The 24,409-nt window shown below is 72.9% G+C and carries 22 protein-coding genes; 2 read left to right on the top strand and 20 right to left on the bottom strand.

Annotation, left to right across the window (positions count from 1 at the left end; all coding sequences use genetic code 11):
* Nucleotides 1–41: 41 nt before the first annotated feature.
* Entirely contained in the window at nucleotides 42–1,322 is a 1,281-nt protein-coding gene (locus ACZ6S8_RS13980; protein WP_469455378.1) for an IS701 family transposase, read from the bottom strand.
* A 313-nt stretch (nucleotides 1,323–1,635) separates the two neighbouring features.
* Between ACZ6S8_RS13980 and ACZ6S8_RS13975 the strand changes: the two genes are divergently transcribed.
* Nucleotides 1,636–2,148: a hypothetical protein gene (locus tag ACZ6S8_RS13975; protein WP_469455376.1), complete on the top strand. Its 513-nt coding sequence runs from the start codon at nucleotides 1,636–1,638 to the stop codon at nucleotides 2,146–2,148.
* A gap of 91 nt (nucleotides 2,149–2,239) precedes the next feature.
* Here the strand turns inward: ACZ6S8_RS13975 and ACZ6S8_RS13970 are convergent, their stop codons facing one another.
* From ACZ6S8_RS13970 to fmt, 7 genes are all read right to left on the bottom strand, one after another.
* Nucleotides 2,240–2,650, bottom strand: a complete 411-nt coding sequence (locus ACZ6S8_RS13970; protein ID WP_469455374.1) for a barstar family protein — start codon at nucleotides 2,648–2,650, stop codon at nucleotides 2,240–2,242.
* Nucleotides 2,647–3,141 (bottom strand): guanyl-specific ribonuclease, encoded by a 495-nt coding sequence (locus ACZ6S8_RS13965; protein ID WP_469455372.1) that lies wholly within the window; start codon nucleotides 3,139–3,141, stop codon nucleotides 2,647–2,649. Before ACZ6S8_RS13965 ends, ACZ6S8_RS13970 begins: the two co-directional genes overlap by 4 nt.
* 49 nt (nucleotides 3,142–3,190) lie before the next feature.
* Complete coding sequence (locus tag ACZ6S8_RS13960) at nucleotides 3,191–3,412, bottom strand: CarD family transcriptional regulator (protein ID WP_031145007.1); 222 nt, start codon at nucleotides 3,410–3,412, stop codon at nucleotides 3,191–3,193.
* A gap of 285 nt (nucleotides 3,413–3,697) precedes the next feature.
* Entirely contained in the window at nucleotides 3,698–4,711 is a 1,014-nt protein-coding gene (locus ACZ6S8_RS13955; RefSeq protein WP_383923828.1) for a sugar-binding transcriptional regulator, read from the bottom strand.
* Nucleotides 4,712–4,849: 138 nt separating this feature from the next.
* Nucleotides 4,850–5,536 carry a ribulose-phosphate 3-epimerase gene (gene rpe / locus ACZ6S8_RS13950; RefSeq protein ID WP_469455370.1) on the bottom strand — a complete coding sequence of 229 codons (687 nt, stop codon included), beginning with the start codon at nucleotides 5,534–5,536 and terminating at the stop codon, nucleotides 4,850–4,852.
* Between the two features lie 137 nt (nucleotides 5,537–5,673).
* Nucleotides 5,674–7,149 (bottom strand): RsmB/NOP family class I SAM-dependent RNA methyltransferase, encoded by a 1,476-nt coding sequence (locus ACZ6S8_RS13945; protein ID WP_469455368.1) that lies wholly within the window; start codon nucleotides 7,147–7,149, stop codon nucleotides 5,674–5,676.
* Nucleotides 7,150–7,256: 107 nt separating this feature from the next.
* Nucleotides 7,257–8,201 carry a methionyl-tRNA formyltransferase gene (gene fmt / locus ACZ6S8_RS13940; RefSeq protein ID WP_469455366.1) on the bottom strand — a complete coding sequence of 315 codons (945 nt, stop codon included), beginning with the start codon at nucleotides 8,199–8,201 and terminating at the stop codon, nucleotides 7,257–7,259.
* 252 nt (nucleotides 8,202–8,453) lie between these two features.
* Between fmt and ACZ6S8_RS13935 the strand changes: the two genes are divergently transcribed.
* Nucleotides 8,454–8,981, top strand: coding sequence for a hypothetical protein (locus ACZ6S8_RS13935; RefSeq protein WP_469455364.1), 528 nt, complete (start codon nucleotides 8,454–8,456; stop codon nucleotides 8,979–8,981).
* A 150-nt stretch (nucleotides 8,982–9,131) separates the two neighbouring features.
* Here the strand turns inward: ACZ6S8_RS13935 and ACZ6S8_RS13930 are convergent, their stop codons facing one another.
* The 12 genes from ACZ6S8_RS13930 to ACZ6S8_RS13875 form a co-directional block, all read right to left on the bottom strand.
* Nucleotides 9,132–11,231, bottom strand: coding sequence for a primosomal protein N' (locus tag ACZ6S8_RS13930; RefSeq protein WP_469455362.1), 2,100 nt, complete (start codon nucleotides 11,229–11,231; stop codon nucleotides 9,132–9,134).
* A gap of 139 nt (nucleotides 11,232–11,370) precedes the next feature.
* On the bottom strand, nucleotides 11,371–12,579 hold the full coding sequence (gene metK / locus ACZ6S8_RS13925) for a methionine adenosyltransferase (protein ID WP_267722889.1): 1,209 nt from the start codon (nucleotides 12,577–12,579) through the stop codon (nucleotides 11,371–11,373).
* 195 nt (nucleotides 12,580–12,774) lie between these two features.
* Nucleotides 12,775–13,989, bottom strand: a complete 1,215-nt coding sequence (coaBC, locus tag ACZ6S8_RS13920) for a bifunctional phosphopantothenoylcysteine decarboxylase/phosphopantothenate--cysteine ligase CoaBC (RefSeq protein ID WP_469455360.1) — start codon at nucleotides 13,987–13,989, stop codon at nucleotides 12,775–12,777.
* Between the two features lie 137 nt (nucleotides 13,990–14,126).
* Nucleotides 14,127–14,399 carry a DNA-directed RNA polymerase subunit omega gene (rpoZ, locus tag ACZ6S8_RS13915; protein WP_004948662.1) on the bottom strand — a complete coding sequence of 91 codons (273 nt, stop codon included), beginning with the start codon at nucleotides 14,397–14,399 and terminating at the stop codon, nucleotides 14,127–14,129.
* A gap of 64 nt (nucleotides 14,400–14,463) precedes the next feature.
* Nucleotides 14,464–15,027 carry a guanylate kinase gene (gene gmk, locus ACZ6S8_RS13910; RefSeq protein ID WP_469455358.1) on the bottom strand — a complete coding sequence of 188 codons (564 nt, stop codon included), beginning with the start codon at nucleotides 15,025–15,027 and terminating at the stop codon, nucleotides 14,464–14,466.
* Between the two features lie 61 nt (nucleotides 15,028–15,088).
* Nucleotides 15,089–15,412 (bottom strand): integration host factor, encoded by a 324-nt coding sequence (locus ACZ6S8_RS13905; protein ID WP_008740406.1) that lies wholly within the window; start codon nucleotides 15,410–15,412, stop codon nucleotides 15,089–15,091.
* 602 nt (nucleotides 15,413–16,014) lie between these two features.
* Nucleotides 16,015–16,857: an orotidine-5'-phosphate decarboxylase gene (gene pyrF, locus ACZ6S8_RS13900; RefSeq protein WP_469455356.1), complete on the bottom strand. Its 843-nt coding sequence runs from the start codon at nucleotides 16,855–16,857 to the stop codon at nucleotides 16,015–16,017.
* Nucleotides 16,854–17,963: a quinone-dependent dihydroorotate dehydrogenase gene (locus ACZ6S8_RS13895; protein WP_469455354.1), complete on the bottom strand. Its 1,110-nt coding sequence runs from the start codon at nucleotides 17,961–17,963 to the stop codon at nucleotides 16,854–16,856. Before ACZ6S8_RS13895 ends, pyrF begins: the two co-directional genes overlap by 4 nt.
* A gap of 85 nt (nucleotides 17,964–18,048) precedes the next feature.
* Nucleotides 18,049–21,357, bottom strand: coding sequence for a carbamoyl-phosphate synthase large subunit (gene carB / locus ACZ6S8_RS13890; RefSeq protein WP_469455352.1), 3,309 nt, complete (start codon nucleotides 21,355–21,357; stop codon nucleotides 18,049–18,051).
* Nucleotides 21,350–22,540, bottom strand: coding sequence for a glutamine-hydrolyzing carbamoyl-phosphate synthase small subunit (gene carA / locus ACZ6S8_RS13885; RefSeq protein ID WP_469455350.1), 1,191 nt, complete (start codon nucleotides 22,538–22,540; stop codon nucleotides 21,350–21,352). Before carA ends, carB begins: the two co-directional genes overlap by 8 nt.
* Complete coding sequence (locus tag ACZ6S8_RS13880) at nucleotides 22,537–23,124, bottom strand: PH-like domain-containing protein (protein WP_386531013.1); 588 nt, start codon at nucleotides 23,122–23,124, stop codon at nucleotides 22,537–22,539. Before ACZ6S8_RS13880 ends, carA begins: the two co-directional genes overlap by 4 nt.
* Complete coding sequence (locus ACZ6S8_RS13875; RefSeq protein ID WP_267722876.1) at nucleotides 23,121–24,407, bottom strand: dihydroorotase; 1,287 nt, start codon at nucleotides 24,405–24,407, stop codon at nucleotides 23,121–23,123. The genes ACZ6S8_RS13880 and ACZ6S8_RS13875 overlap by 4 nt, the downstream gene beginning before the upstream one ends.
* Nucleotides 24,408–24,409: the final 2 nt, after the last annotated feature.

Below are 24,409 nucleotides of genomic sequence, written 5' to 3'. Positions count from 1 at the left end.
GGGCCGATCGTCCAGGACATTCCGGGCCGCCTGGTCGGTTCCTACGGGACCTTGGTCCCGCCGGCACGGGACCGCCCCGGAATCAGGGGCCCCGGGACGAGGGGCCGCGGTGCGCCGGCCGCCGCCCCCGCGCGGGCGGGGCCGCTGCGGCCGTCGGACGGGCGGCCGCGGCCGGCCAGGAGCGTCGCCGCGTGGGCCACGCTCGCCAGCGTGGCGTGGTGGTGCCAGCCGCGGAAGGAGCGCCCCTCGAAGTCGCGGATGCCCACGGACTCGCAGGTCTCCGTGAAGTCGAGGGAGACCCGGTCGGCGAGCTTGGCCAGCAGGAACACCTGCGCGAGGGGCCGGTCGCCGATGTTGGTGATCCAGAACTCGGACGGCGGCGCGGCGGCTTCGGTCCAGGCCCCGACCAGCAGCAGCGGGCCGGTCGGCGCGGGCGCGGGCCGGTCCCCGCAGGGGGCGGCGAGGACCGGGGCCGCGGCCAGCAGGGTCAGCGCGTCCGCGGCGCCACCGGGCGGGGCCCATTCGACGGCGCGGCGCTGGGAGCGCAGCGAATCGGCGAGCTCCCGGGCGGACGCGGTGTGCGGTCCGGGCTTGTGCCGCCCGGCGCCGCCGAAGGAGACGGGCAGGGAGCCGTCGACCTTGAGGACGAAGGGGATGTCCTGGAGGGCGAACGACTCGACGCTCCGCGCCAGGTCCGCGTTGGCCACCTCCATCACCACGGGCCTGCGCTGGAGTTGCCAGGTGGCGGCCATCCGCTGCACGGCGAGCACGGCGTCCTCGGCCGGGCTGAGGGAGCGCGCGGTCTCGGGGATGCCGGCCCGCCGCCGGAGCACGGGTTCGCCGGTCCAGGGCCCGGGAAGGGTGAGGGTCCACTCGACCGGGAAGCCGGCGTCGCTGGAGGCGAGCCAGACGCCGCTCGCCTGCTGGCAGTTGGCGGTGCGGCCGAGCTGCGGGACGAACTGGCGGCCGACGCCCACGGAGCGGTCGCCGGCCTTCTCGATGACCAGGGGCCGGAGCACCCAGGCCAGGGGGCGCCGGGCGGTCTGTTCGAGGTACCGGGCGAGGGAGCGCCGTACCGGTGTCCACTCCCACGGGGACTTGCTGATGAACTGCTGGAGGCTCTGCTCCACGGGGCCGACCCCGGTTCCGGCGATCGTGCGGATCGTCTTCTTCCCCGTGGCCCGCACGAGTCCGTTCAGGTAGACGCGGGCCCAGTTCCGCTGGTCCCGCCGGGGTAACGACTCGAAGAGCGAAGGGATCAGGGCGTCGATCAGCTCGGAGACTTCCTTCGTGGAATCCTCCGGCAGGACTGCGCGAGCCATCCGGGCCTCCCCCGCGACCAGCTGGATCCGATGGCTGCGTGACCGAGAGGAACCGTCGTCGGCCCCGCGGCGCGGGGCGCCGCAACCCGTGCGCCGGGCGGCCGATCGCCGCCCACCGGCGCCCCCGCACACGCTACCCAGATTTCGGCGCCCGGCAGCGGGTTCCGCCGGGCCGGGCCCGGATTCGGCCATCGCGGAGCCCGGGAATCCCGAACGCGCGTTCCGGACGCGCGTCCCGGTTCGCCGTCCGCCCCGTTCCCACCCGCACCGCCCCCCTTGTGATCAAGGCGGCATCGGATGCAACGTTGATTACATGATTACAACCGAGCAGGTCGAGCAGCTGCGCGCATGGTTCGCCGAGCGTCTGCCCGCGGACGTCTTCGCGTCCCTCGTCTCCGTCACGGCCGACCGCGAGGAGATCACCGTCGTCGGCACCGTCCCGGCGGGCGAGTCCGTCGGGGAGTTCCGCGAACGCACCCGCGACCGGCGCGTGGAGGTGGCCCGCGAAGCCGAGGAGCTCTACCGCCGCAAGGTCTCCTGGGGCGTGCGGTCGGGCGGGGAGACCACGCTCTTCACCCACCTCGCGGTCCCCGTGATGAGCCGCCTGCGGCAGTCCGAGCGCCAGGTCCTGGACACCCTCGTCGCCGGCGGCGTGGCCCGCAGCCGCGCCGACGCCCTGGCCTGGTGCGTACGCCTCGTCGGGAGCAACACCGACGCCTGGCTGGCGGACCTGCGCGGCTCCCTGGACGCGGTCCACCGGGTCCGCGCCCAGGGTCCGGACATGGCCGGCGGTGCGGACTCCGCACCGTCGGAGCCGGAATCGTGACCGCCGGCCGGATCCCGACGAGCACACGGGGACGCGGACGGATCTGATCCGCCCGGGCGCCCACCCGCCCCGCCGGACGGGGACGCGGCGCTCAGCCGTCCTGGCGCCGTCCCCGCGCCCGCGGCGCGGCCGCCTCGGCCAGCAGCACCGTCAGCGGCGGCGCTCCCTCCGTCTCCGGCCGCTCCCGCCAGAAGTCGACCGCCTCCTCCAGGACCTCCCGCAGGGTCTCCCAGTCGGCCGGCCGCGCCGCGGCGAACGACCGCCAGGAGGTCACCGCCACCAGGCGCCCCGCAGCCTCCGGCAGCCACGACAGGTCCCGCAGCGCGTCCGCCAGCGCGTCCCAGTTCCCCCCGAACCAGTCCGGCACGTCCAGTGCGGCCCCGGCCCGGCGCATCAGTGCGGCCTTGGTCCGTACGCCGTCCAGGTCGAGCCGTACGGTCGTCCAGCCCGCCTCCTCGGCGGCGGCGAGCGCGGGGGCGAGGGGTTGCGGGTCCAGGGTCATCGGATGACCGCCTTGAAGGTCTCGTAGTGGTCGTCCGTGTAGAAGAACTCCCCGCCCTCGCCCGTCACGATCCGCCGGGCCCCGCGGTCCCGCTCCCCCGGCGTCCTCACGGTGAACTCGTGGTAGTAGCCGCGCTTCTGCCGGGGAAGGACCTTCTCGAAGTTCCCGAAAACGGTCCCGTCCTGCCGGTAGGGGTACGGCCCGCCCTCGTCGATGAGCACGAGGACGTCACGGGCCTGCCGGGGCAGGGCGCCGACGCGCACCGTCGCCATCCCCTTCGCCCATCCGGGGGCGGCGGCACTCGACGCGCCGCCGGGCACGTCACCGGGGGCGGTCCTCGCACCGGAACTCGTTCCGGGACTCGCGCTGGTGCCGGAGGCGGTAGGCGCGGGTTTCGACCCGCCGCAGCCCACCGCACCGACCAGCGCGGCGCAGAGGAACACGGCCCCCAGGAGACGCAGCAACGATCGGGGCACGTTCCTGAAGATCATGCACCGATCGTGCCAAATATCCGATTCGCTCGCGAATCGCCCCGTGGCCTCAGAGCGCGGCCATCTTGGTGTACGGACTCAGGATTCGTTTCTGGACCGACCCGAAGTCGACGAGAACGGCGATCCCCTCCTCGATTCCGACGACACGGCCGAGGCCGTGCTCGTCGTGAGTGACCCGGTCGCCGACGCTGAACTGCCGGAGCGGCGGTTCCACGGGGGCCTTGAACGGGCTGGACGGCAAATGGCGGCGAGGTACTGCGGACTTTGTCATTGGAACCAGTATGCGCCCAGCAGGCCGCCGCGCGGTCCGCCGTTCGGATCTCAATTCCGGCACCATCCGCCCCGGGGAGGCCGCGACGGGGCAGCGGAAGGGGCCGGAAGGGCCGCTTTCGCCAAGGGCTGCCCCGTAATCCCCGGTGGATCAGCGCGCGGCGTCAGATGCGGTACATCGCAAGGCGGAGGAGCGTCCGGATACTGGACGTATCCGGACGTTCCGACAACGCGGCGAGGTGCCGTAGCTGTCGCCGCGCGCCCGCCGGGGATTACGGGACAGCCCTTAGTCGTCCGGGTCGGCGCGTTCCAGCGCAGGCCGCAGCCCCGGCTCCGACTCGGTCAGCAGGTAGTCCGCGACCGCCGTGTCCGTGACCAGGCTGGTCACCAGGCCCGACCGCAGGACGGCGCCGATGGCGGACGCCTTCCGCAGCCCGCCCGCGATCGCAACGACCTCGGGGATCCGGCGCAGCCGGTCGGCCTCGACGGTGATGCACCGCTCGCCGAGGTCGCGTCCGACGCGCCGGCCCTCCGCGTCGAAGAGGTGGGCGGACATCTCCGCCGCGACGCCCAGCGAGGCGTAGTGGGCCCGCTCCTCGTCGCTGAGCATGTCGTGCACGGTCGAGATCCCCGGCTCCCACGAGCCGATGGAGACGGCCGCGACGGTCACCTTGTCGAAGTACTCGAAGGCGCGCGCGATCCCGGTCTGGCTCCGCAGCGCCGCCGCGGTCGCCGGGTCGGGCAGCAGCATCGGTGCGTAGATCGGGTGGGCGTCGCCGCCCGAGACCTGGGCGGCCCGGCGCACCGCCTCCACCGAGCCGCGCTCGGCGGTACCGGCGTCGTACACGCCCGTCAGCTGTACGACGGTGCAGGGGGGCAGCCGGTGCAGGGACGCCGCCATGTGGATGGTCGACCGGCCCCACGCCAGGCCCAGTACGTCGCCCTCGTTGACCAGCTCGCCCAGCAGGTCGGCGGCGACCGCCCCCAGGTTCTCCGGGTCGGGGGCGTCCTCGGTCGCGTCGGCCGGCGACTCCACGACCACCGCGTGCCGCAGCCCGTACCGGGAGCGCAGCGCGTCGGAGCGCTCCGCGTCCAGTTCCGCCGGCACCCGGATCTCGATGCGCACGAGGTCCCGTTCGAGGGCGGTCTCCAGGACCCGGGCCACCTTGAAGCGGCTCACGCCGAACTCCTCGGCGATCTGGATCTTGGACTTGCCCTCCAGGTAGAAACGGCGCGCCATGGCCGCCGCCTGCACCAGCTCCGCGGGTCCCATCCGCAGGGCTGACCGTCCCGCCGACATTGCAGACACCGCGTTCTCCTCACTGCTGTTCACACTCTCGTGTTCACACTCTCGACTCGCCGTTCATCCTGTCAGATCCGGCGGCCGTTGATCAGCCTGGACGGCTGCCGTTCACCGAGCCGTCCACCAACGCTCGACTCAGTGGTCGCAAGCCCACGGCGCCGCGGCGATCGCCGCACCCGCCTGCTCGCGCAGCGTACGCACCGCGGCGGCCGGATCCGCCGCCCCGTAGACCGCGCTGCCCGCCACGAACACGTCGGCTCCGGCCTCGGCGCAGCGCTCGATGGTCGAGGCCGAGACCCCGCCGTCGACCTGGAGCCACAGCTCCAGACCGTGCTTGGCGATCAGCTCCCGGGTCCGGCGGATCTTGGGCAGCATGATGTCGAGGAAGGACTGGCCGCCGAAGCCCGGCTCGACCGTCATGATCAGCAGCATGTCGAGCTCGGGGAGGAGGTCCTCGTACGGCTCGATCGGCGTCGCCGGCTTGAGCGCCATGGACGCCCGCGCCCCCTTCGCCCGGATCTCGCGCGCCAGCCGCACGGGGGCGGCCGCGGCCTCCGCGTGGAAGGTGACCGATCCGGCCCCCGCCTCGACGTACTGCGGGGCCCAGCGGTCCGGGTCCTCGATCATCAGGTGGAGGTCCAGCGGGGTGTCCGTGGCCCGGCTGAGCGACTCGACGATCGGCACCCCGAGCGTCAGGTTCGGCACGAAGTGGTTGTCCATGACGTCGACGTGCAGCCAGTCGGCTCCCTCGACCGCCCGGGCCTCTTCGGCGAGGCGGGCGAAGTCGGCGGACAGGATGCTGGGGTTGATCTGAGCGGCCATGCCCCAAGCGTGCCATGCCACCGGCCCGTTCCGGCCACGACCCCGGAAGTCGGGACGGCCGCGGCACCGGTCAAATGATCATGCGGATCATTTGACCGGATTTCACGCCCCGATCGGTGCGCCCCCGCCCCCGCCGGCTACGCCGTGCGGCGCAGCAGCGCCAGGTACATCGCGTCGGTCCCGTGCAGGTGCGGCCACAGCTGGACGTCCGGCCCGTCGCCGAGGGCCGGTACGCCCGACATGTACGGACGGGCGTCGATCAGCTCGGCCGCCACCGGCTCGTTGCCCGCGCCCCGGCCCTTCAGGACGTCGTCCACCACCACCCGGGTCTCCGCCAGGTGCGGGGAGCACGTCGCGTAGCCCACGATCCCGCCCACCCGGACCGCCGACAGGGCCTCCCGCAGCAGCCCGCGCTGCAGCGGGGCGAAGCCCTCCAGGTCCTCCGGGCGGCGCCGCCAGCGCGCCTCCGGACGGCGCCGCAGCGCGCCCAGGCCCGTGCACGGCACGTCCATCAGCACGCGGTCGAAGGTGCCCGGACGCCACGGCGGCCGGGTGCCGTCCGCGGCGATGACCTGGTACGGGCCGGGGTTGCCGGCCAGCACGTTCTCCACCAGGCGCGCCCGGTGCGGCTGCTTCTCGGAGGCCAGCAGGAAGGCTCCGCGCTGCGCGGCCAGCGCCGCGAGCAGGGCCGCCTTGCCGCCGGGGCCCGCGCAGCCGTCCAGCCAGCGCTCGTCGCGGCCCTCGACCGGCGCCGCCGCGAGGGCCATCGCCACGAGCTGGCTGCCCTCGTCCTGGACCCCGGCGCGGCCCTCGCGCACCGCCTCCAGCGCGCCCGGCTCACCGCCCTCGGCCATCCGGACGGCGTACGGCGACCAGCGGCCCGGCAGCGCCGAATCCTCGCCCACCGCCTCCAGCAGCTCCTGCGGGGTCGACCGGCCGGGGCGGGCGACGAGCGTCACCTCGGGCCGCTCGTTGTCGGCCTCCAGCAGGTCCTCGATCCCGGCGCGGCCGCCGCCCAGGGAGTCCCACAGGGCGCTGACGACCCAGCGCGGGTGCGAGTGGTAGACCGCGAGGTGCTCCTCGGCGTCGTCCTCGTACGGCGGGGCGACCCGCTCCAGCCAGCCGTCCATGTCGTGCGCGGCGATCTTGCGCAGCACCGCGTTCACGAACTTGGCGCGCCCGTCGCCGAGCACCGCCCGGGCCAGCTCCACGCTCGCCGAGACCGCGGCGTGCGTGGGGATGCGGGTGCCCAGCAACTGGTGCGCGCCGAGCGAGAGCACGTCGAGGACCGGCGGGTCCACCTCGCGCAGCGGCCGGTCGATGCAGGCCTTGATGACGGCGTCGTACGTGCCCTGCCGGCGGAGCGTCCCGTAGACCAGCTCGGTGGCCAGCGCCGCGTCCCGGGCCTGGAAGCTCTCGTCCTGCCGGGCCTTGCGCAGCAGCGGCGGCAGCACGAGGTTGGCGTACGCGTCGCGCTCGCCCACCGCCCGGAGCACCTGGAAGGCCAGCATCCGGACGGGGTCCTTCTTGGGCCGGCGGTGCGGCTTGGCCGACTTGGCCGGCTTGTCCCCCGTGCCTGCGGCGGCGGGACGACGGCGGGGCTGTTCGCTCACGTGAAAGGTGCTCCGGATGTACGAGTGCTACGGGTACGGCGGGGGTGGTGCGGACGCGCACGGGACGCGCGGGGTGCGGGGCGGGCCCGTGGCCGCGCGTCCACCGATCAGCCTACGTCGCCGCCGCCGAGCCGCTCCCCGGGGGCGATCCGCACGCCGCGGGCCCAGTCGGCGCCGCGCATGGGCTTCTTGCCCTGCGGCTGCACCCACAGCAGCTCCACGGCGTGCGATCCGGTGCCGACGTGGACGTTGTTCTTGGCCGGGGCCAGGACGCCGGGCTCCAGGTCGGTGCGGTCGGGCACCAGGCCCACCGAGATCAGCTTGAGCCGCTCCCCGCGGAAGACGGTCCAGGCGCCCGGAGCCGGCGTGCAGCCGCGCACGACGCGGTCGGCGCGCATCGCCGGGGCCTTCCAGTCGACGCGGGCGTCCTCCACGGTGATCTTGGGCGCGAGCGAGAGCCCGTCCAGGGGCTGCGCGACGGCGCGCAGGGTGCCGTCCTCGATCCCGTCCATGGTGGCGGACAGCAGACCGGACCCGGCGAACGCCAGCCGGGTCAGCAGGTCGCCGCTGGTGTCGGTGGGACGGATCTCCTCGGTCAGGATCCCGTAGACGGGGCCGGAGTCCAGCCCCTCCTCGATCTGGAAGGTGGAGGCACCGGTGACCTCGTCGCCGGCCATGATCGAGTGCTGGACGGGTGCGGCTCCGCGCCAGGCCGGCAGCAGCGAGAAGTGCAGGTTGACCCAGCCGTGCCGGGGGATGTCGAGGGCGCTCTTGGGGAGCAGCGCACCGTAGGCGACGACCGGGCAGCAGTCGGGGGCGATCTCGCGCAGCCGGGCCTGGAAGTCGGGGTCGCGCGGACGGGCGGGCTTGAGGACCTCGATGCCCGCCTCCTCGGCGCGTTCGGCGACCGGGCTCGCGACGAGGCGGCGGCCGCGGCCGGCCGGTGCGTCGGGCCGGGTGACGACGGCGGCGACCTCGTGCCGCCCGGAGGCGATGAGGGCGTCCAGGGCGGGCACGGCGACCTCGGGGGTGCCTGCGAAGACGAGCTTCACTGGGGTCCTACCTCGCTATCTCGGCTGTCAGCAGCACACCAGTCTATGGGCCCGCTCCCCCGCGGCCCCACCGGTGGCCGTGAGGGGGCGTACGCACACGCGCGCGCCTCTCGCATATGCCGACACGCCCCCACAGCGTGACCTGGGCGCCGTGTGACGCGTTGGTCAAGAGAGATTGACCAAAACGGGCCGCGTCGTGAACGGTGTCTGCGGCCCGATCCGCCCTTCAGCACCGGTTCGAGAGGCTTCTTCATGGCCGACCACGCCACCCACGACGCCCAAGCCCGGGCCAGCCTGCACCTCCTGGTGCGGGACATCGAGCGGGTTCGCCGGCAGGTGGATGCCCTGCGCACGCTCACCGCCCAGCTCGGCAATGTGTACCGCCCGCGCCGCTCCGGTCCCTCCACGGGCTTCGTCGTCTACGGCCGGGCGCCCGCGCCCACCGTCCGCCTGGCGCAGGAGCTCCGGGACAGCGTCGAGACGCTGGTCACCGCCGCGGTGGACTTCGACCGCTCGCTCGGCTTCTCGTGGGACGCGGTCGGCTCGGCGCTCGGTGTCACCAAGCAGGCCGTGCACCGCCGGTACGGTGCCCGGCGGGCGCAGACCGCCGAGGCCGCGGAGCCGCTGGCCGAGGCGACGACCACCACCACCCGCACCCTGGGCCCGCTGCCGACCGTCCCGGCGGCCCGCTCGGTGCCCCCGCAGCCCGTGCGCGAGGAGTCCCAGGCCGTGGTCGGCGCCCCCCGCCCGGCGGCCTTCCCCGGCCCGCGCAACGGCTGACCGGGAGCGCCCGCCGCCGGGTCGCCGACCCCCGACGGCCCGGCCGCTCCCGCCCCGCCGCAGCAGCACCGCCCCCGGCGACCGACCCGTACGGTCGGCCCGCCGGGGGCGTTCGGCTGCCCGGCCCGGGCGGGCCCCGCCGGGGCGCCGTCAGCCGATGTCCGGCGGGTCGATCCGGACCCGGACCGCCTCCGCCGGCGGTACCCCCCGCGCCATCCGCGCGGCCTGCGCCGCCTTCAGGGCCGCGGCCAGGGCGGCTCCGCTGCCCGGCGGGACCCGGACCAGCGCCCGTTCCCCGGCGGAGGGCGCCCCGCGCCGTCCGGGAAGCGGTACCGGGCCCAGGATCTCGGCGTCGGGCGGCAGTCCGGCGCCGGCCAGGAAGGCCTCCACCACCTCCCCGCGCCCCGCCACCGCCGCCATCCGGGACACCGGCGGGAAGCCCAGCTGGGCCCGCTCGGCCAGCTCCCGTACCGCGTGGCCCACCGGGTCCCACCGCACGAGGGCCTGGACCGGACGCAGCGTCGGCTCGGCGACCACCACCACCTGCCCCTGGGCCCGCACCAGCGACGCGGCCGCGATCCACCGCCGCAGCGCGTCCTCCCCGGCCCGCAGGTCGGGCCGGCCGAGCATCGCCCAGCCGTCCAGGAGAAGCGCCGCCGCGTAGCCGGCGCCCGCCGCGACCGGCTCGGCCCCGGGGGTGCAGACCACCAGTGCGGGCGCGTCCGGCACCTCGTCCAGGACGTGGTCGCGCCCGGAGGTCCGTACGGGCACGGCCGGGAAGGCCCGCCCCAGTTCCTCGGCGGTCCGCCGGGCCCCCACGACCTGGGCCCGCAGCCGGAACGACCCGCACTCCTCGCAGTGCCAGGACGGTTCGCCCCGCCCGCACCACCCGCACTGCAGGTCCCGTGCGTCGGGAGCCTCCAGCGGACCCGCGCAGACCGTGCAGCGGGCCGGGGTGCGGCACCGCTCGCACGCCAGCCGGGGCACGTAGCCCCGCCGCGGCACCTGGACCAGGACGGGCCCGGTCTTCAGCCCCTCCCGTACGGTCTCCCACGCCAGGCTCGGCAGCCGCGCGGTGCGGGCCGCCTCGTCGCGGCCCAGCAGTTCGTCGCCCACCGTGCGGATCCGGGGGGCGGACGCCCGCACCGTCTCGCGGGTCGCGACGAGCGGCCGCGCCCATCCCGACTCGACGAGCTGGGCGGCCTCGACGGTGCAGCTGGTGCTCCCGGCCAGGAAGGCGCAGCCGTCGGTGACCGAGCGCAGCTCCAGCACCTCCCGGACGTGCGGGAAGGGGGCGCGGTCGTCGCTGTGGCTGGAGTCCCCGTCGTCCCAGACGGCGACGAGTCCGAGGTCCCGTACGGGTGCGAACATCGCGGCCCGCGTCCCGACGACGGCCCGCACCGAGCCGCGGCTGACCGCGAGCCACTGGCGGTAGCGCTTCTCGGGCCCCGACTCGGCGGTGAGCAGGGCGTGCCGCCCCTCGCCGAGGAGCGCGGTGAGCGCGGCGTCGACCCGGGCGGCGGTCCGGCCGTCGGGGACGACGGCGAGGGCCCCGCGGCCGGAGGCCAGGGTGGCGGCCACGGCGCGGGCCAGCTCGTCGGCCCAGCCGGGTCCCGGCAGGGCGGTCCACACGGCGCGCGGGGTGCCGCCGGTGGCCAGGGCCCGCAGGAAGGCGGTCCCGGCGCCGTACCGCTCCCAGCCCCCGGGGTCGGGCACGACGGGCGGGGGCAGCGGCTCGGGCGAGGGCTTGCCCTCGGCGCGGGCGTTGCGCGGGGGCAGGGCCAGCTGGAGCACGTCGGCGAGGCTGCCCGCGTACCGGTCGGCGACGGCGCGGGCCAGGGCCAGCATCGTGGGGCCGAGGACGACCTCGGGCGAGACCACGTGGGCCAGGGCGGCCAGCGCCCCGTCGTAGTCGGACTCGGCGCGGCGTTCGACGACGAACCCGTCGATGAGCCCGCCGCCCTCGCGGCGGCCGCCGCGCACGTGGTGCGAGCCGGCCCCGAACCGCACCCGGACGCGGACGCCGGGCTGCGCGGCCTCGGAGAGCTCGGCCGGGACGGCGTAGTCCCAGAGCTGGTCGAGGTGGAGGACGCCCTTGTTCACGAGGACGCGGGCGACGGGCAGCTCCTCCGCGAGGGCGGCCCCGCGCCAGGTGCGGGGCTTCGCCTTGGGCGCCTTGGCCTTCGCCTCGGCGACCATCTCCCGGATCAGCGCGAGCTGCTCCGGCGGGGAATCGTTCGCGCTGCTCACACCCGCATTCTTACCAAACACCTGTGACAGCGGACGGCGACGGAGGCCCGGGACGGCACGGACACGATCCGGCCCGGCGGCGGCGCGGACACGCGAACGGCCCCGGACCTGACGGTCCGGGGCCGTTCGGCGGGCGGTCCTACAGACCCGCGGCCGCGCGCAGCGCGTCCACGCGGTCGGTGCGCTCCCAGGTGAAGTCCGGCAGCTCACGGCCGAAGTGGCCGTAGGCGGCGGTCTGGGCGTAGATCGGCCGCAGCAGGTCCAGGTCGCGGATGATCGCGGCCGGACGCAGGTCGAAGACCTCGCCGATCGCGTCCTCGATCTTCTGGACGTCCACCTTGGCGGTGCCGAAGGTCTCGACGAAGAGGCCCACGGGCTCGGCCTTGCCGATCGCGTACGCGACCTGGACCTCGCAGCGCGAGGCCAGACCGGCGGCGACGACGTTCTTCGCGACCCAGCGCATCGCGTAGGCGGCGGAGCGGTCGACCTTGGACGGGTCCTTGCCGGAGAAGGCACCGCCGCCGTGGCGGGCCATGCCGCCGTAGGTGTCGATGATGATCTTGCGGCCGGTGAGGCCGGCGTCGCCCATCGGGCCGCCGATCTCGAAGCGGCCGGTCGGGTTCACCAGCAGGCGGTAACCCTCGGTGTCGAGCTTGATGCCGTCCTCGACCAGCTGGTTCAGGACGTGCTCGACGACGAACTCGCGGATGTCGGGCGCGAGCAGCGAGTCCAGGTCGATGTCCGACGCGTGCTGCGAGGACACGACGACGGTGTCCAGGCGCACGGCCTTGTCCCCGTCGTACTCGATGGTGACCTGGGTCTTGCCGTCGGGGCGCAGGTACGGGATGGTCCCGTTCTTGCGGACCTCGGACAGGCGGCGGGCGAGCCGGTGCGCGAGGTGGATCGGGAGCGGCATGAGCTCGGGGGTCTCGTCGCAGGCGTAGCCGAACATCAGGCCCTGGTCGCCGGCGCCCTGCTTGTCGAGCTCGTCCTCGTCGCCCTCGACGCGCGTCTCGTAGGCGGTGTCGACGCCCTGCGCGATGTCCGGGGACTGCGCGCCGATGGACACCGACACGCCGCAGGAGGCGCCGTCGAAGCCCTTCTTCGACGAGTCGTAGCCGATCTCGAGGATCTTCTCGCGGACGAGCTGCGCGATCGGGGCGTAGGCCTTCGTCGTCACCTCTCCCGCGATGTGCACGAGACCGGTGGTGATGAGGGTCTCCACGGCCACGCGCGAGGTCGGGTCCTCGCTGAGCAGTGCGTCGAGGATCGTGTCGCTGATCTGGTCAGCGATCTTGTCGGGGTGGCCCTCGGTCACGGACTCCGAGGTAAACAGGCGGCGGGACACATCGCTCCCTGGGGGTTGCAGCGGCTGCTGGCTGATCATTTGGCGGAACCACATCGGAGGCTGCGCCCGATCACGTTCCGCGTGCAGTTTATCGGTCGCCACCGTACGCCGGACCACCCGTCTCGCCTTATGGGAGCGGTGTGACCTGCGGCACGCCATTCTGACGCACGGAGGTGGCGAGGAGAAGACATCGGATCAGGCGCGTTGGGGGGCGAGCCGTGGGGCCACCTGGTCCCAGATCACCGCGGCGAGGGCCTCCTTCGGACCATGGGGCACCTCTACCTCGGAGCCGTCGGAGGCCAGGATGACGGCCTCGTTCTCCTCCGATCCGAAGGTCTTGGACGCGCCGACTTCGTTGACGACGAGGAGGTCGCATCCCTTGCGCAGCAGCTTGGCCCGGCCGTTGGCCAGGACGTCGTCCGTCTCCGCGGCGAATCCGACGACGACTTGGCCGACGCGCGCCCGGTCGGCCGAGATCTCGGCGAGCACGTCGGGGTTGCGGACGAGGGCGACGGGCTCGGGCTCCTGCCCGTCCCGCTTCTTGATCTTTCCGCTCGCGTACGCGGCGGGCCGGAAGTCGGCGACGGCGGCGGCCATCACCACGGCGTCCGCGTCCGCGGCGGCCTTGAGCACGGCCTCCCGCAGCTGGAGGGCCGTCCCCACGCGTACGACGTCCACCCCGGCGGGGTCGGCCAGCGCGGCGTTGGCGGACACCAGGGTGACCCGGGCGCCGCGGGCGACGGCGGTGCGGGCGAGCGCGTAGCCCTGCTTGCCGGAGGAGCGGTTGCCGAGGAAGCGGACCGGGTCCAGCGGTTCCCGGGTGCCGCCGGCGCTGACCACCACGTGCCGCCCGGCGAGGTCGGGTCCGTCGGTGCCGCGGGCCAGGACGCCCCGGCACACCTCGAAGATCTCCTCGGGGTCGGGCAGCCGCCCCTTGCCTGTGTCCTTGCCGGTGAGCCGCCCCACGGCGGGTTCGATCACGACGGCTCCGCGCCGGCGCAGGGTGGCCACGTTCTCCCGGGTGGCGGGGTGCTCCCACATCTCGGTGTGCATCGCGGGTGCGAAGACCACCGGACAGCGGGCGGTCAGGAGCGTGTTCGTGAGCAGGTCGTCGGCCAGGCCGTGGGCCGCCTTCGCGAGCATGTCGGCGGTGGCCGGGGCGACGACGACGAGGTCGGCGGCCTGGCCGATGCGCACGTGCGGGACCTCGTGGACGGTCTCCCAGACCTCCGTGGAGGCCGGGTTCCCGGAGAGGGCGGCCCAGGTGGCCTCGCCGACGAAGTTCAGGGAGGCCGCCGTGGGCACCACCCGCACCTCGTGCCCGGACTCGGTCAGCCTGCGCAGCAGCTCGCACGCCTTGTAGGCGGCGATGCCGCCGCTGACTCCCAGCACGACCTTCGGCTTACCCACCACGTACTCCCCTTCGACTCGTCCGGCGCCCGGGCCCGTCCGGGGCTCCGGTCACTGATCGCCGTACCCACCCATGACACACCACAGGCCCGGCAGATGGTCTGCCGGGCCTGTGGTGAAAAGGAATTCTCGGTGCCTTACTGAGCCGGGGCCTCGATGGCCTCGGAGGTCAGCAGACCCGCGTTGATCTCGCGCAGCGCGATCGAAAGCGGCTTCTCGTGGACGTGGGTGTCCACCAGCGGGCCGACGTACTCGAGCAGGCCCTCACCGAGCTGCGAGTAGTACGCGTTGATCTGACGCGCGCGCTTGGCCGCGTAGATCACGAGGCTGTACTTCGAGTCCGTGGCCTCGAGCAGCTCGTCGATCGGCGGGTTGATGATGCCCTCGGGCGCAGTGATGGAAGAGGACACGCTCTACCTTCCGAAGATGGGTGAAAGATCAAACATCGATCGATTCGAAAAAATCGATCAACGATCAAACAACTTCCATCAAGGCTAGCAGCTCGCGGGCCACGTCCTCGACCGAGGTGTTGACCAGGGTGGTGTCGAACTCGGACTCGGCAGCCAGTTCGATCTTGGCGCTGTCGAGCCTGCGCTCGATGACCTCGGCGGATTCGGTGCCCCGGCCGGTGAGCCGGCGGACCAGCTCGTCCCAGCTCGGCGGGGCCAGGAAGACCAGCTGGGCGTCGGACATCGACTCGCGGACGAGCCGTGCGCCCTGGAGGTCGATCTCCAGCAGTACCGGCTCGCCGTTGTCCAGGCGTTCCAGCACCGCGCCGCGCGGTGTGCCGTAGCGGTTGCCCGCGAATTCGGCCCACTCCAGCAGCTCGCCGTTGGCGATCAGCTTGTCGAACTCGTCGTCGTTGACGAAGAAGTAGTGGATTCCGTGTCGCTCACCGGGCCGCGGCTTGCGGGTGGTGGCCGACACCGAGAGCCAGACCTCGGGGTGGACCTTGCGCATATGCGCGACGACCGTGCTCTTGCCGACCCCCGAAGGGCCGGAGAGCACGGTCAGCCGCGGACGAACCTCTGCTGCCATAGAGCGATTATCCAGCTTCTCGGGACTGCCTGAGAACGCCGGGGCGGCTCCGGGCCGTGCGTCAGCCGGCAGGGGTGCCGAACTCACGCTCCAGAGAAGCGATCTGGTTGGAACCGAGACCTCGGACACGCCGGGATTCGGAGATGCCGAGACGCTCCATGATCTGCTTGGCGCGGACCTTGCCCACGCCAGGCAGCGACTCCAGCAGGGCGGAGACCTTCATCTTGCCGATGACGTCGTTCTCCTGGCCCGTCTTGATGACCTCTTGGAGCGAGGCGCCGGAGTGCTTGAGTCGATTCTTCACCTCGGCCCGCTCCCGGCGAGCCGCGGCGGCCTTTTCGAGCGCGGCTGCGCGCTGTTCAGGGGTAAGGGGCGGAAGAGCCACGCCTACGTCACCTCGGATGTCGAACTGTCGGATACGGACCGGTGGTGGGCAGCCCGAAGGCACCACACCAGGCAAGTTCCCGAACAGCGGTGGAACTCGTTCGCTGCTCGTTCACTCTGCTCGGAGACTAGCGGCCGTGACCGCTCTCGTCAGCGAGAACGGACGAAAAGTCCTGGTCAGCCTCCACTGAACCGTACATTATGGACGAATCACCCCGGTTTTGTCCGGCGGAAGACGCTCGAATTTCGTCAGACCGTTCGACGGGCGCCTCCCCCGGCGGCCTCGAACGCTCCGTTTCGGTGCGCGGCGCGCAGGACCCGCGGTCGTGCCCGCGGGCGGGGCGGCCCTTGCGGATCCCTGACCAGCGGGGCCCTCCCGCAGCCGGGCCGGCGCAGCGCGCGGGGCGGAAAACCCGGCGCGCCGCGGCCGGCGGCGGCGCGCGCCCGGCCGTGGGCGGAGCCCGCCGGACCGCGGGGCGGTGATCCGCGTCACATCGGGGCACCGTACGGGCGGGTCAGGCGGCCGGAAGGGCCGTTTCGGCCCGGTCCGCGTGCGCGTCGCGGGGGCTTCGGGACGGTCCGGCCGCCCCCGCGGCGGCGCGGCTACGCGGAGACGGCCGCGCGGATCTCCTCGGCGAAGCCCTGCGCGGAGGCGCGGAGGGCCGCCACGTCCGGGCCGTGCCGCAGGACGCCCCGCGACACGTTCGGGACGACGTTGCGCACGGCGCTTCCGAAGACGGCCGGCAGGTCGGCCGCGGTCGCGCCCTGCGCGCCGATGCCGGGGGCCAGCAGCGGCCCGTTGATGTCCAGGTCGAAGGAGGACAGGTCCCCCAGGGTGGCGCCGACGACCGCTCCGAAGGAGCCCATCGGATCGGCGTCCGCGTTCTCCGCCGCCAGGTGCGCCAGCATCGTCGCCCCGATGGTCCGGCCGTCCTCCCGTACGGCCCGCTGGACCTCCGCGCCCTCCGGGTTCGAGGTGAGCGCGAGGACGAACAGCCCCGCGCCCGACTCCCGGGCCAGGTCGACGGCCGGCTTCAGCGAGCCGTAGCCCAGGTACGGGGAGACCGTCAGCGCGTCCGAGAACAGCGGCGAGGCCGGGTCCAGGAAGGCCGAGGCGTACGCCGCCATGGTCGAGCCGATGTCGCCGCGCTTGGCGTCCATCACGACCAGCGTGCCCGCCGCGCGGGCGTCCGCCACGGTGCGCTCCAGCACCGCGACGCCGCGCGAGCCGAACCGTTCGAAGAAGGCCGCCTGCGGCTTGAAGACCGCCACCGACTCGGCCAGCGCCTCCACGACGGTCCGGGAGAACGTCTCCAGGCCGGCGATGTCGTCGGTCAGGCCCCAGGAGTCCAGCAGGGCCGCGTGCGGGTCGATGCCGACGCACAGCGGGCCGCGGGCGTCCATCGCCGCGCGCAGGCGGGCGCCGAAGGGGGTCACAGGGCTCACGGCGTGGCCTTTCGGGTCTCGGCGCCCACCGCGTCGGCGAGCGTCGCGTACGGGCTGTCGGCCAGGCGGGCGGCCAGGCCCCGGTGGATGGCGCGGGCGTAGCAGGGGCCCTCGTAGATGAAGGCGCTGTAGCCCTGGACGAGGGTGGCTCCGGCCAGGATCCGCTGCCAGGCGTCCTCGGCGTTCTCGATGCCGCCGACGCCGACGAGGACGAGTCGGTCGCCCACGCGGGCGTACAGGCGGCGCAGGACCTCCAGCGAGCGCGCCTTGACCGGGGCGCCGGACAGGCCGCCGGTCTCCTTGACCAGCGCCGGCGCCGACTTCAGGCCCAGGCCCTCGCGGGCGATGGTGGTGTTGGTGGCGATGATGCCGTCGAGGCCGAGCTCCAGGGCCAGGTCCGCGACCGCGTCCACGTCCTCGTCGGCGAGGTCGGGGGCGATCTTGACCAGGAGCGGGACGCGGCGGTCGGTGACGGTCCGGTCCGCGGCCTCGCGCACGGCCGTCAGCAGCGGGCGCAGCGACTCGGTGGCCTGGAGGTTGCGCAGGCCCGGGGTGTTGGGCGAGGAGACGTTGACGACGAGGTAGTCGGCGTGGCGGGCGAGGCGCTCGGTGGAGGCCACGTAGTCCAGGGCGGCCTCCTCCTCGGGCACGGTCTTCGTCTTGCCGATGTTGACGCCGACGACCGTCCTGAAGACGGCCTCGCGGGCGGCGAGGCGTTCCGCGACGGCTGCCGAACCCTCGTTGTTGAAGCCCATCCGGTTGATCAGCGCGCGGTCCGGGACGAGCCGGAAGAGCCGCTTCTTGGGGTTGCCGGGCTGCGCCTCGGCCGTGACCGTGCCGATCTCGACGTGGTCGAAGCCGAGCATGGCCATGCCGTCGACGGCCACGGCGTTCTTGTCGAAGCCGGCCGCGAGTCCGAAGGGGCCGTGCATCCGCAGGCCCAGGGCCTCGGTCCGCAGCGCCTCGTGGCGGGGGGCGAGCCAGGCCGCGACGAAGGTCCGCAGGACCGGGGTGCGGGCGGCGAGGCGGATCCAGCGGAAGGCCGCGTGGTGGGCCTGCTCGGGGTCCATCCGCTTGAAGACCAGGTTGAAGAAGAGTTTGTACATCGCTTCGAAGATCCCTCTGCGCTCATGAAGAGGGGGACACCCGTCGCATGCGCGAATCCGGTGTCCCCCTCCCCTGTTCGGGCTGCTAGTCGCGGGCCGCGGTCAGGTGCTCCGCGTGCTCCTGGAGCGAACGGACGCCCACGTCGCCGCGGTTGAGCGCGTCGATGCCCTGGACGGCCGCGGCGAGTGCCTGGACCGTGGTCAGGCACGGGACGCTGCGCGCCACGGCCGCCGTGCGGATCTCGTACCCGTCGAGGCGGCCACCGGTGCCGTACGGGGTGTTGACGATCAGGTCGACCTGGCCGTCGTGGATCAGCTGGACGATGGTCTTCTCGCCGTCGGGGCCCTCGCCCTCGCTGAGCTTGCGCACCACGGTGGCGTTGATGCCGTTGCGGCGCAGCACCTCGGCGGTGCCCGAGGTGGCCATCAGCTCGAAGCCGTGGGCGACGAGCTCGCGGGCCGGGAAGATCATCGTGCGCTTGTCGCGGTTGGCGACGGAGATGAACGCGCGGCCCTTGGTCGGCAGCGGGCCGTAGGCGCCGGCCTGCGACTTCGCGTACGCCGTGCCGAAGACGGAGTCGATGCCCATGACCTCGCCGGTGGAGCGCATCTCCGGGCCGAGGACGGTGTCGACGCCGCGGCCGTGGATGTCGCGGAAGCGCGACCACGGCATGACGGCCTCCTTGACGGAGATCGGCGCGTCGAGCGGCAGGGTGCCGCCGTCGCCGGTCTTGGGCAGCATGCCCTCGGCGCGCAGTTCGGCGATGGTGGTGCCGAGCGAGATCCGCGCGGCGGCCTTCGCGAGCGGGACCGCGGTCGCCTTCGAGGTGAAGGGGACGGTGCGGGACGCGCGGGGGTTGGCCTCCAGGACGTAGAGGATGTCACCCGCCATCGCGAACTGGATGTTGATCAGGCCGCGCACGCCGACGCCCTTGGCGATGGCCTCGGTGGAGGCGCGCAGGCGCTTGATGTCGTAGCCGCCGAGGGTGATCGGGGGCAGGGCGCAGGCCGAGTCGCCGGAGTGGATGCCGGCTTCCTCGATGTGCTCCATGACGCCGCCGAGGTAGAGCTCGTGGCCGTCGTACAGGGCGTCGACGTCGATCTCGATCGCGTCGTCGAGGAAGCGGTCGACCAGCACGGGGCGGGTCGGGGAGATCTCGGTGGACTCCGCGATGTAGGACTCCAGCCGGGCCTCGTCGTAGACGATCTCCATGCCGCGGCCGCCGAGCACGTACGAGGGGCGGACCAGGACCGGGTAGCCGATCTCGTCGGCGATGGCCTTCGCACCCGTGAAGGTGGTGGCGGTGCCGTGCTTGGGGGCGGGCAGTCCGGCCTCGTCGAGGACCCGGCCGAAGGCGCCGCGGTCCTCGGCGGCGTGGATGGCCTCCGGGGAGGTGCCGACGACGGGGACGCCGTTGTCCTTGAGGGCCTGGGCGAGGCCGAGGGGGGTCTGGCCGCCGAGCTGGACGATGACGCCCGCGATGGGGCCGGCCAGGGACTCGGCGTGGACGATCTCCAGCACGTCCTCGAGCGTGAGCGGCTCGAAGTACAGGCGGTCGGAGGTGTCGTAGTCCGTGGAGACGGTCTCCGGGTTGCAGTTGACCATGACGGTCTCGTACCCGGCGTCGTGCAGCGCGAAGGAGGCGTGGACGCACGAGTAGTCGAACTCGATGCCCTGGCCGATGCGGTTCGGGCCGGAGCCCAGGATGATCACCGCGGGCTTGGTGCGGGGGGCGACCTCGGACTCCTCGTCGTACGAGGAGTAGAAGTACGGGGTCTTCGCGGCGAACTCGGCGGCGCAGGTGTCGACCGTCTTGTAGACCGGGCGGACGCCCAGCGCGTGGCGGACCTCGCGCACGACGTCCTCGCGCAGGCCGCGGATCTCGGCGATCTGGGCGTCGGAGAAGCCGTGGCGCTTGGCCTCGGCGAGCAGCTCGGGGTGGAGCTTCTCGGCCGCCGCGAGCTCGTCCGCGATCTCCTTGATGAGGAAGAGCTGGTCGACGAACCAGGGGTCGATCTTCGTGAACTCGAAGACCTCCTCCTGGGTGGCGCCGGCGCGGATGGCCTGCATGACGGTGTTGATGCGGCCGTCGGTCGGGCGGACGGCGGTGGCGAGCAGCTCGTCCTTGTCGCCGGTCGGGCCGACGAAGGTGAACTGCGAGCCCTTCTTCTCCAGGGAGCGCAGGGCCTTCTGGAGGGCCTCGGTGAAGTTGCGGCCGATGGCCATGGCCTCGCCCACCGACTTCATGGTCGTGGTGAGGGTGGCGTCGGCGAGCGGGAACTTCTCGAAGGCGAAGCGCGGGGCCTTGACGACGACGTAGTCGAGGGACGGCTCGAAGGAGGCCGGCGTCTTCTCGGTGATGTCGTTGGGGACCTCGTCCAGCGTGTAGCCGATGGCCAGCTTGGCCGCGATCTTGGCGATCGGGAAGCCGGTGGCCTTCGACGCGAGCGCCGAGGAGCGGGAGACGCGCGGGTTCATCTCGATCACGATGACGCGGCCGTCGACCGGGTCGATCGCGAACTGGATGTTGCAGCCGCCGGTGTCGACGCCGACCTCGCGGATGATCGCGATGCCGATGTCGCGCAGCCGCTGGTACTCGCGGTCGGTCAGCGTCATCGACGGCGCGACGGTGATCGAGTCGCCGGTGTGGACGCCCATCGGGTCGAAGTTCTCGATGGAGCAGACGACGACGACGTTGTCCTTGGTGTCGCGCATCAGCTCCAGCTCGTACTCCTTCCAGCCGAGGATGGACTCCTCCAGGAGCACCTCGGTGGTCGGGGAGAGCGTGAGGCCCTGGCCGGCGATGCGGCGCAGCTCCTCCTCGTCGTGGGCGAAGCCGGAGCCGGCGCCGCCCATGGTGAAGGAGGGGCGGACGACGACGGGGTAGCCGCCGAGGGTGTCGACGCCCGCGATGACGTCGTCCATGGTGTGGCAGATGACCGAGCGGGCGGACTCGCCGTAACCGATCTTGGCCTTGACGGCCTCGACGACGCCCTTGAAGAGCTCGCGGTCCTCGCCCTTGTTGATGGCCTCGACGTTGGCGCCGATGAGCTCGACGCCGTACTTCTCGAGCACCCCCTGCTCGTGCATGGAGATGGCGGTGTTGAGCGCGGTCTGGCCGCCGAGGGTCGGGAGCAGCGCGTCGGGGCGCTCCTTCGCGATGATCTTCTCGACGAACTCCGGGGTGATCGGCTCGACGTACGTGGCGTCGGCGATCTCCGGGTCGGTCATGATCGTCGCGGGGTTGGAGTTGACCAGGATGACCCGCAGGCCCTCGGCCTTGAGGATGCGGCAGGCCTGGGTGCCGGAGTAGTCGAACTCGGCGGCCTGGCCGATGACGATCGGGCCGGAGCCGATGACCAGGACGGACTGGATATCGGTGCGCTTAGGCACGCTCGGCCTCCATCTGGGCGGTTTCCATCAAAGACGTGAAGCGGTCGAAGAGGTACGCGGCGTCGTGCGGGCCGGCGGCTGCTTCGGGGTGGTACTGGACGGAGAAGGCCGGCTGGTCGAGCAGCTGGAGGCCTTCGACGACCTGGTCGTTCAGGCAGACGTGGGAGACCTCGGCGCGCCCGTAGGCGGTGTCCGAGACCTTGTCGAGGGGCGCGTCGACGGCGAAGCCGTGGTTGTGCGCGGTGATCTCGACCTTGCCGGTGGTGCGGTCCTGCACCGGCTGGTTGATGCCGCGGTGGCCGTACTTCAGCTTGTAGGTGCCGAAGCCGAGCGCGCGGCCCAGGATCTGGTTGCCGAAGCAGATGCCGAAGAGCGGGGTCCTGCGCTCCAGCACGGCCTGCATGAGGGCGACGGGCCCGTCGGCGGTGGCCGGGTCGCCCGGGCCGTTGGAGAAGAACACGCCGTCCGGGCCGACCGCGTACACGTCGTCGACGGTCGCGGTGGCGGGGAGCACGTGGACCTCGATGCCGCGCTCGGCCATCCGGTGCGGGGTCATGCCCTTGATGCCGAGGTCGACGGCGGCGACGGTGAACTTCGCGGTGCCGAGCGGGAGGGCCTCGCCGTCGGGGCCGATGGCGGGGACGACGTACGTCTCCTTGGTGGCGACCTCGGCGGAGAGGTTCGCGCCCTTCATCTGCGGGGCTTCCTTGACGCGGGCGAGCAGGGCCTCGTCGCGGACGCCCTCCCAGTTCGCGCCGGAGAAGATGCCGACGCGCATGGCGCCGCGCTCGCGCAGGTGGCGGGTCAGCGCGCGGGTGTCGATGCCAGAGATCCCGACCACACCTTGCCTGACCAGCTCCTCGTCCAGCGAGCGCCGGGAGCGCCAGTTGGACGGGACGCGGGCGGGGTCGCGCACGACGTACCCGGCGACCCAGATGCGGGACGACTCGGGGTCCTCGTCGTTGACGCCGGTGTTGCCCACGTGGGGGGCGGTCATGACGACGACCTGCCGGTGGTACGACGGGTCGGTGAGGGTCTCCTGGTAGCCGGTCATGCCGGTGGAGAAGACGGCCTCGCCGAAGGTCTCCCCCACGGCGCCGTAGGCGCGGCCGCGGAAGATCCGGCCGTCCTCCAGGACGAGTACGGCGGGAGCTTTGGCTGCTCCCCTGGTGGAGGTCGTCATCGTTCGGCGCCTTCCGTCGTGATGGATGAGTTCTGTGGTGTCAGCGTGCTGATCGCTTCGACCCAGGCGGCGTGTTCGGCCGCGCGGTCGGAGCGGAATCCGGAGTCGATCAGCTTGTCGCCATGCGCCCATGTGACGACGAGCAGACCGCCCTCGGTGAGTACCTTGCCCGCGATTCCCTTGTCGAGGCGGGCGCCGCGCAGCTGCGCGGCCGGTACGAAGAAGTCGGTGGCACCCGGTCGGACCACGTCGAGGCCCGCGTCGGTGAGCGTGAGCTCGACCCTGCTGCGGACGCCCAGGCCGTGGGCGACGATCCGGTCCAGCCACTGCCCGGCGGTCGTCGACCCGTGGTACCGGCCGGTCAGCGCCAGCCGGTGTTCGGGGAGGCCGTCGGGTGCGGCGGGCAGCTCCGGCAGATCGTTCTGCAGGGCTCCGCGCCATTTCCAGCCCTGCCGCATCAGCCAGTACACGAACGCGATGAAGACGAGCAGGCCGACGACCCACGCGATGCGCGCGCCCCAGTCCGTCACCTCCGCCGACCGTCGTTCGGCCTCGGCGGCCAGTTGGATTACTGCAGGTGTCACGCCAGCGTCCCGTCCACGACCGTTGCCCGGCCCCGCAGGAAGGTGTGTGTCACGCGACCCGGCAGCTCACGGCCCTCGTAGGGCGTGTTGCGGCTGCGGGAGGCGAATTGTGCGGGGTCCACGACACCACGGTACGAGGTCTCCACCAAGGTCAGGTTCGCGGGTTCACCTGCCGAGACGGGACGGCCGTGGTTCTCCAGGCCGCCGATGCGCGCCGGGGCGAAGGACATGCGGTCCGCGACGCCCGCCCAGTCGAGCAGACCGGTCTCCACCATCGTCTGCTGGACGACGGAGAGCGCGGTCTCCAGGCCGACCATGCCCATGGCGGCGGCGGCCCACTCGCAGTCCTTGTCCTCGTGCGGGTGCGGGGCGTGGTCGGTGGCGACGATGTCGATCGTGCCGTCGGCGAGCGCCTCGCGCAGGGCGAGCACGTCGGCCTCGGTGCGCAGCGGCGGGTTGACCTTGTAGACCGCGTTGTACGAGCGCACGAGCTCCTCCGTGAGGAGCAGGTGGTGCGGGGTGACCTCGGCGGTGACGTCGATGCCGCGGGACTTGGCCCAGCGGACGATCTCGACGGAGCCGGCGGTGGAGAGGTGGCAGATGTGGACGCGGGAGCCGACGTGCTCGGCGAGCAGGACGTCGCGGGCGATGATCGACTCCTCGGCCACGGCCGGCCAGCCGCCGAGGCCCAGCTCGCCGGAGACGACGCCCTCGTTCATCTGGGCGCCCTCGGTGAGGCGGGGCTCCTGGGCGTGCTGGGCGACGACGCCGCCGAAGGCCTTCACGTACTCCAGGGCGCGGCGCATGATCACGGCGTCGTCGACGCACTTGCCGTCGTCGGAGAAGACGGTGACGCGGGCGGCGGAGTCGTGCATGGCGCCGAGCTCGGAGAGCTGCTTGCCCTCCAGGCCGACGGTGACGGCGCCGATCGGCTGCACGTCGCAGTAGCCGGACTCCTTGCCGAGGCGCCAGACCTGCTCGACGACGCCGGCGGTGTCGGCGACCGGGAAGGTGTTCGCCATGGCGAACACGGCGGTGAAGCCGCCGGAGGCCGCGGCGCGGGTGCCGGTCAGCACGGTCTCGCTGTCCTCGCGGCCCGGCTCGCGCAGGTGGGTGTGCAGGTCGACCAGGCCGGGGAGGAGGACCTTGCCCTCGGCCTCGATGACGGTCGCGCCTTCGGCGGACAGGCCGGTGCCGACCTCGGCGATGGTCTCGCCGTCGATCAGGACGTCCTGCGCCTCGCCACCGAGTACCTTCGCGCCACGGATCAGGATCTTGCTCATCT

The organism is Streptomyces sp. NPDC048461 (assembly GCF_055587105.1).
The sequence above is the reverse complement of the archived record's forward strand: the minus strand, read 5'-3'. Positions and strand labels throughout refer to the sequence as shown.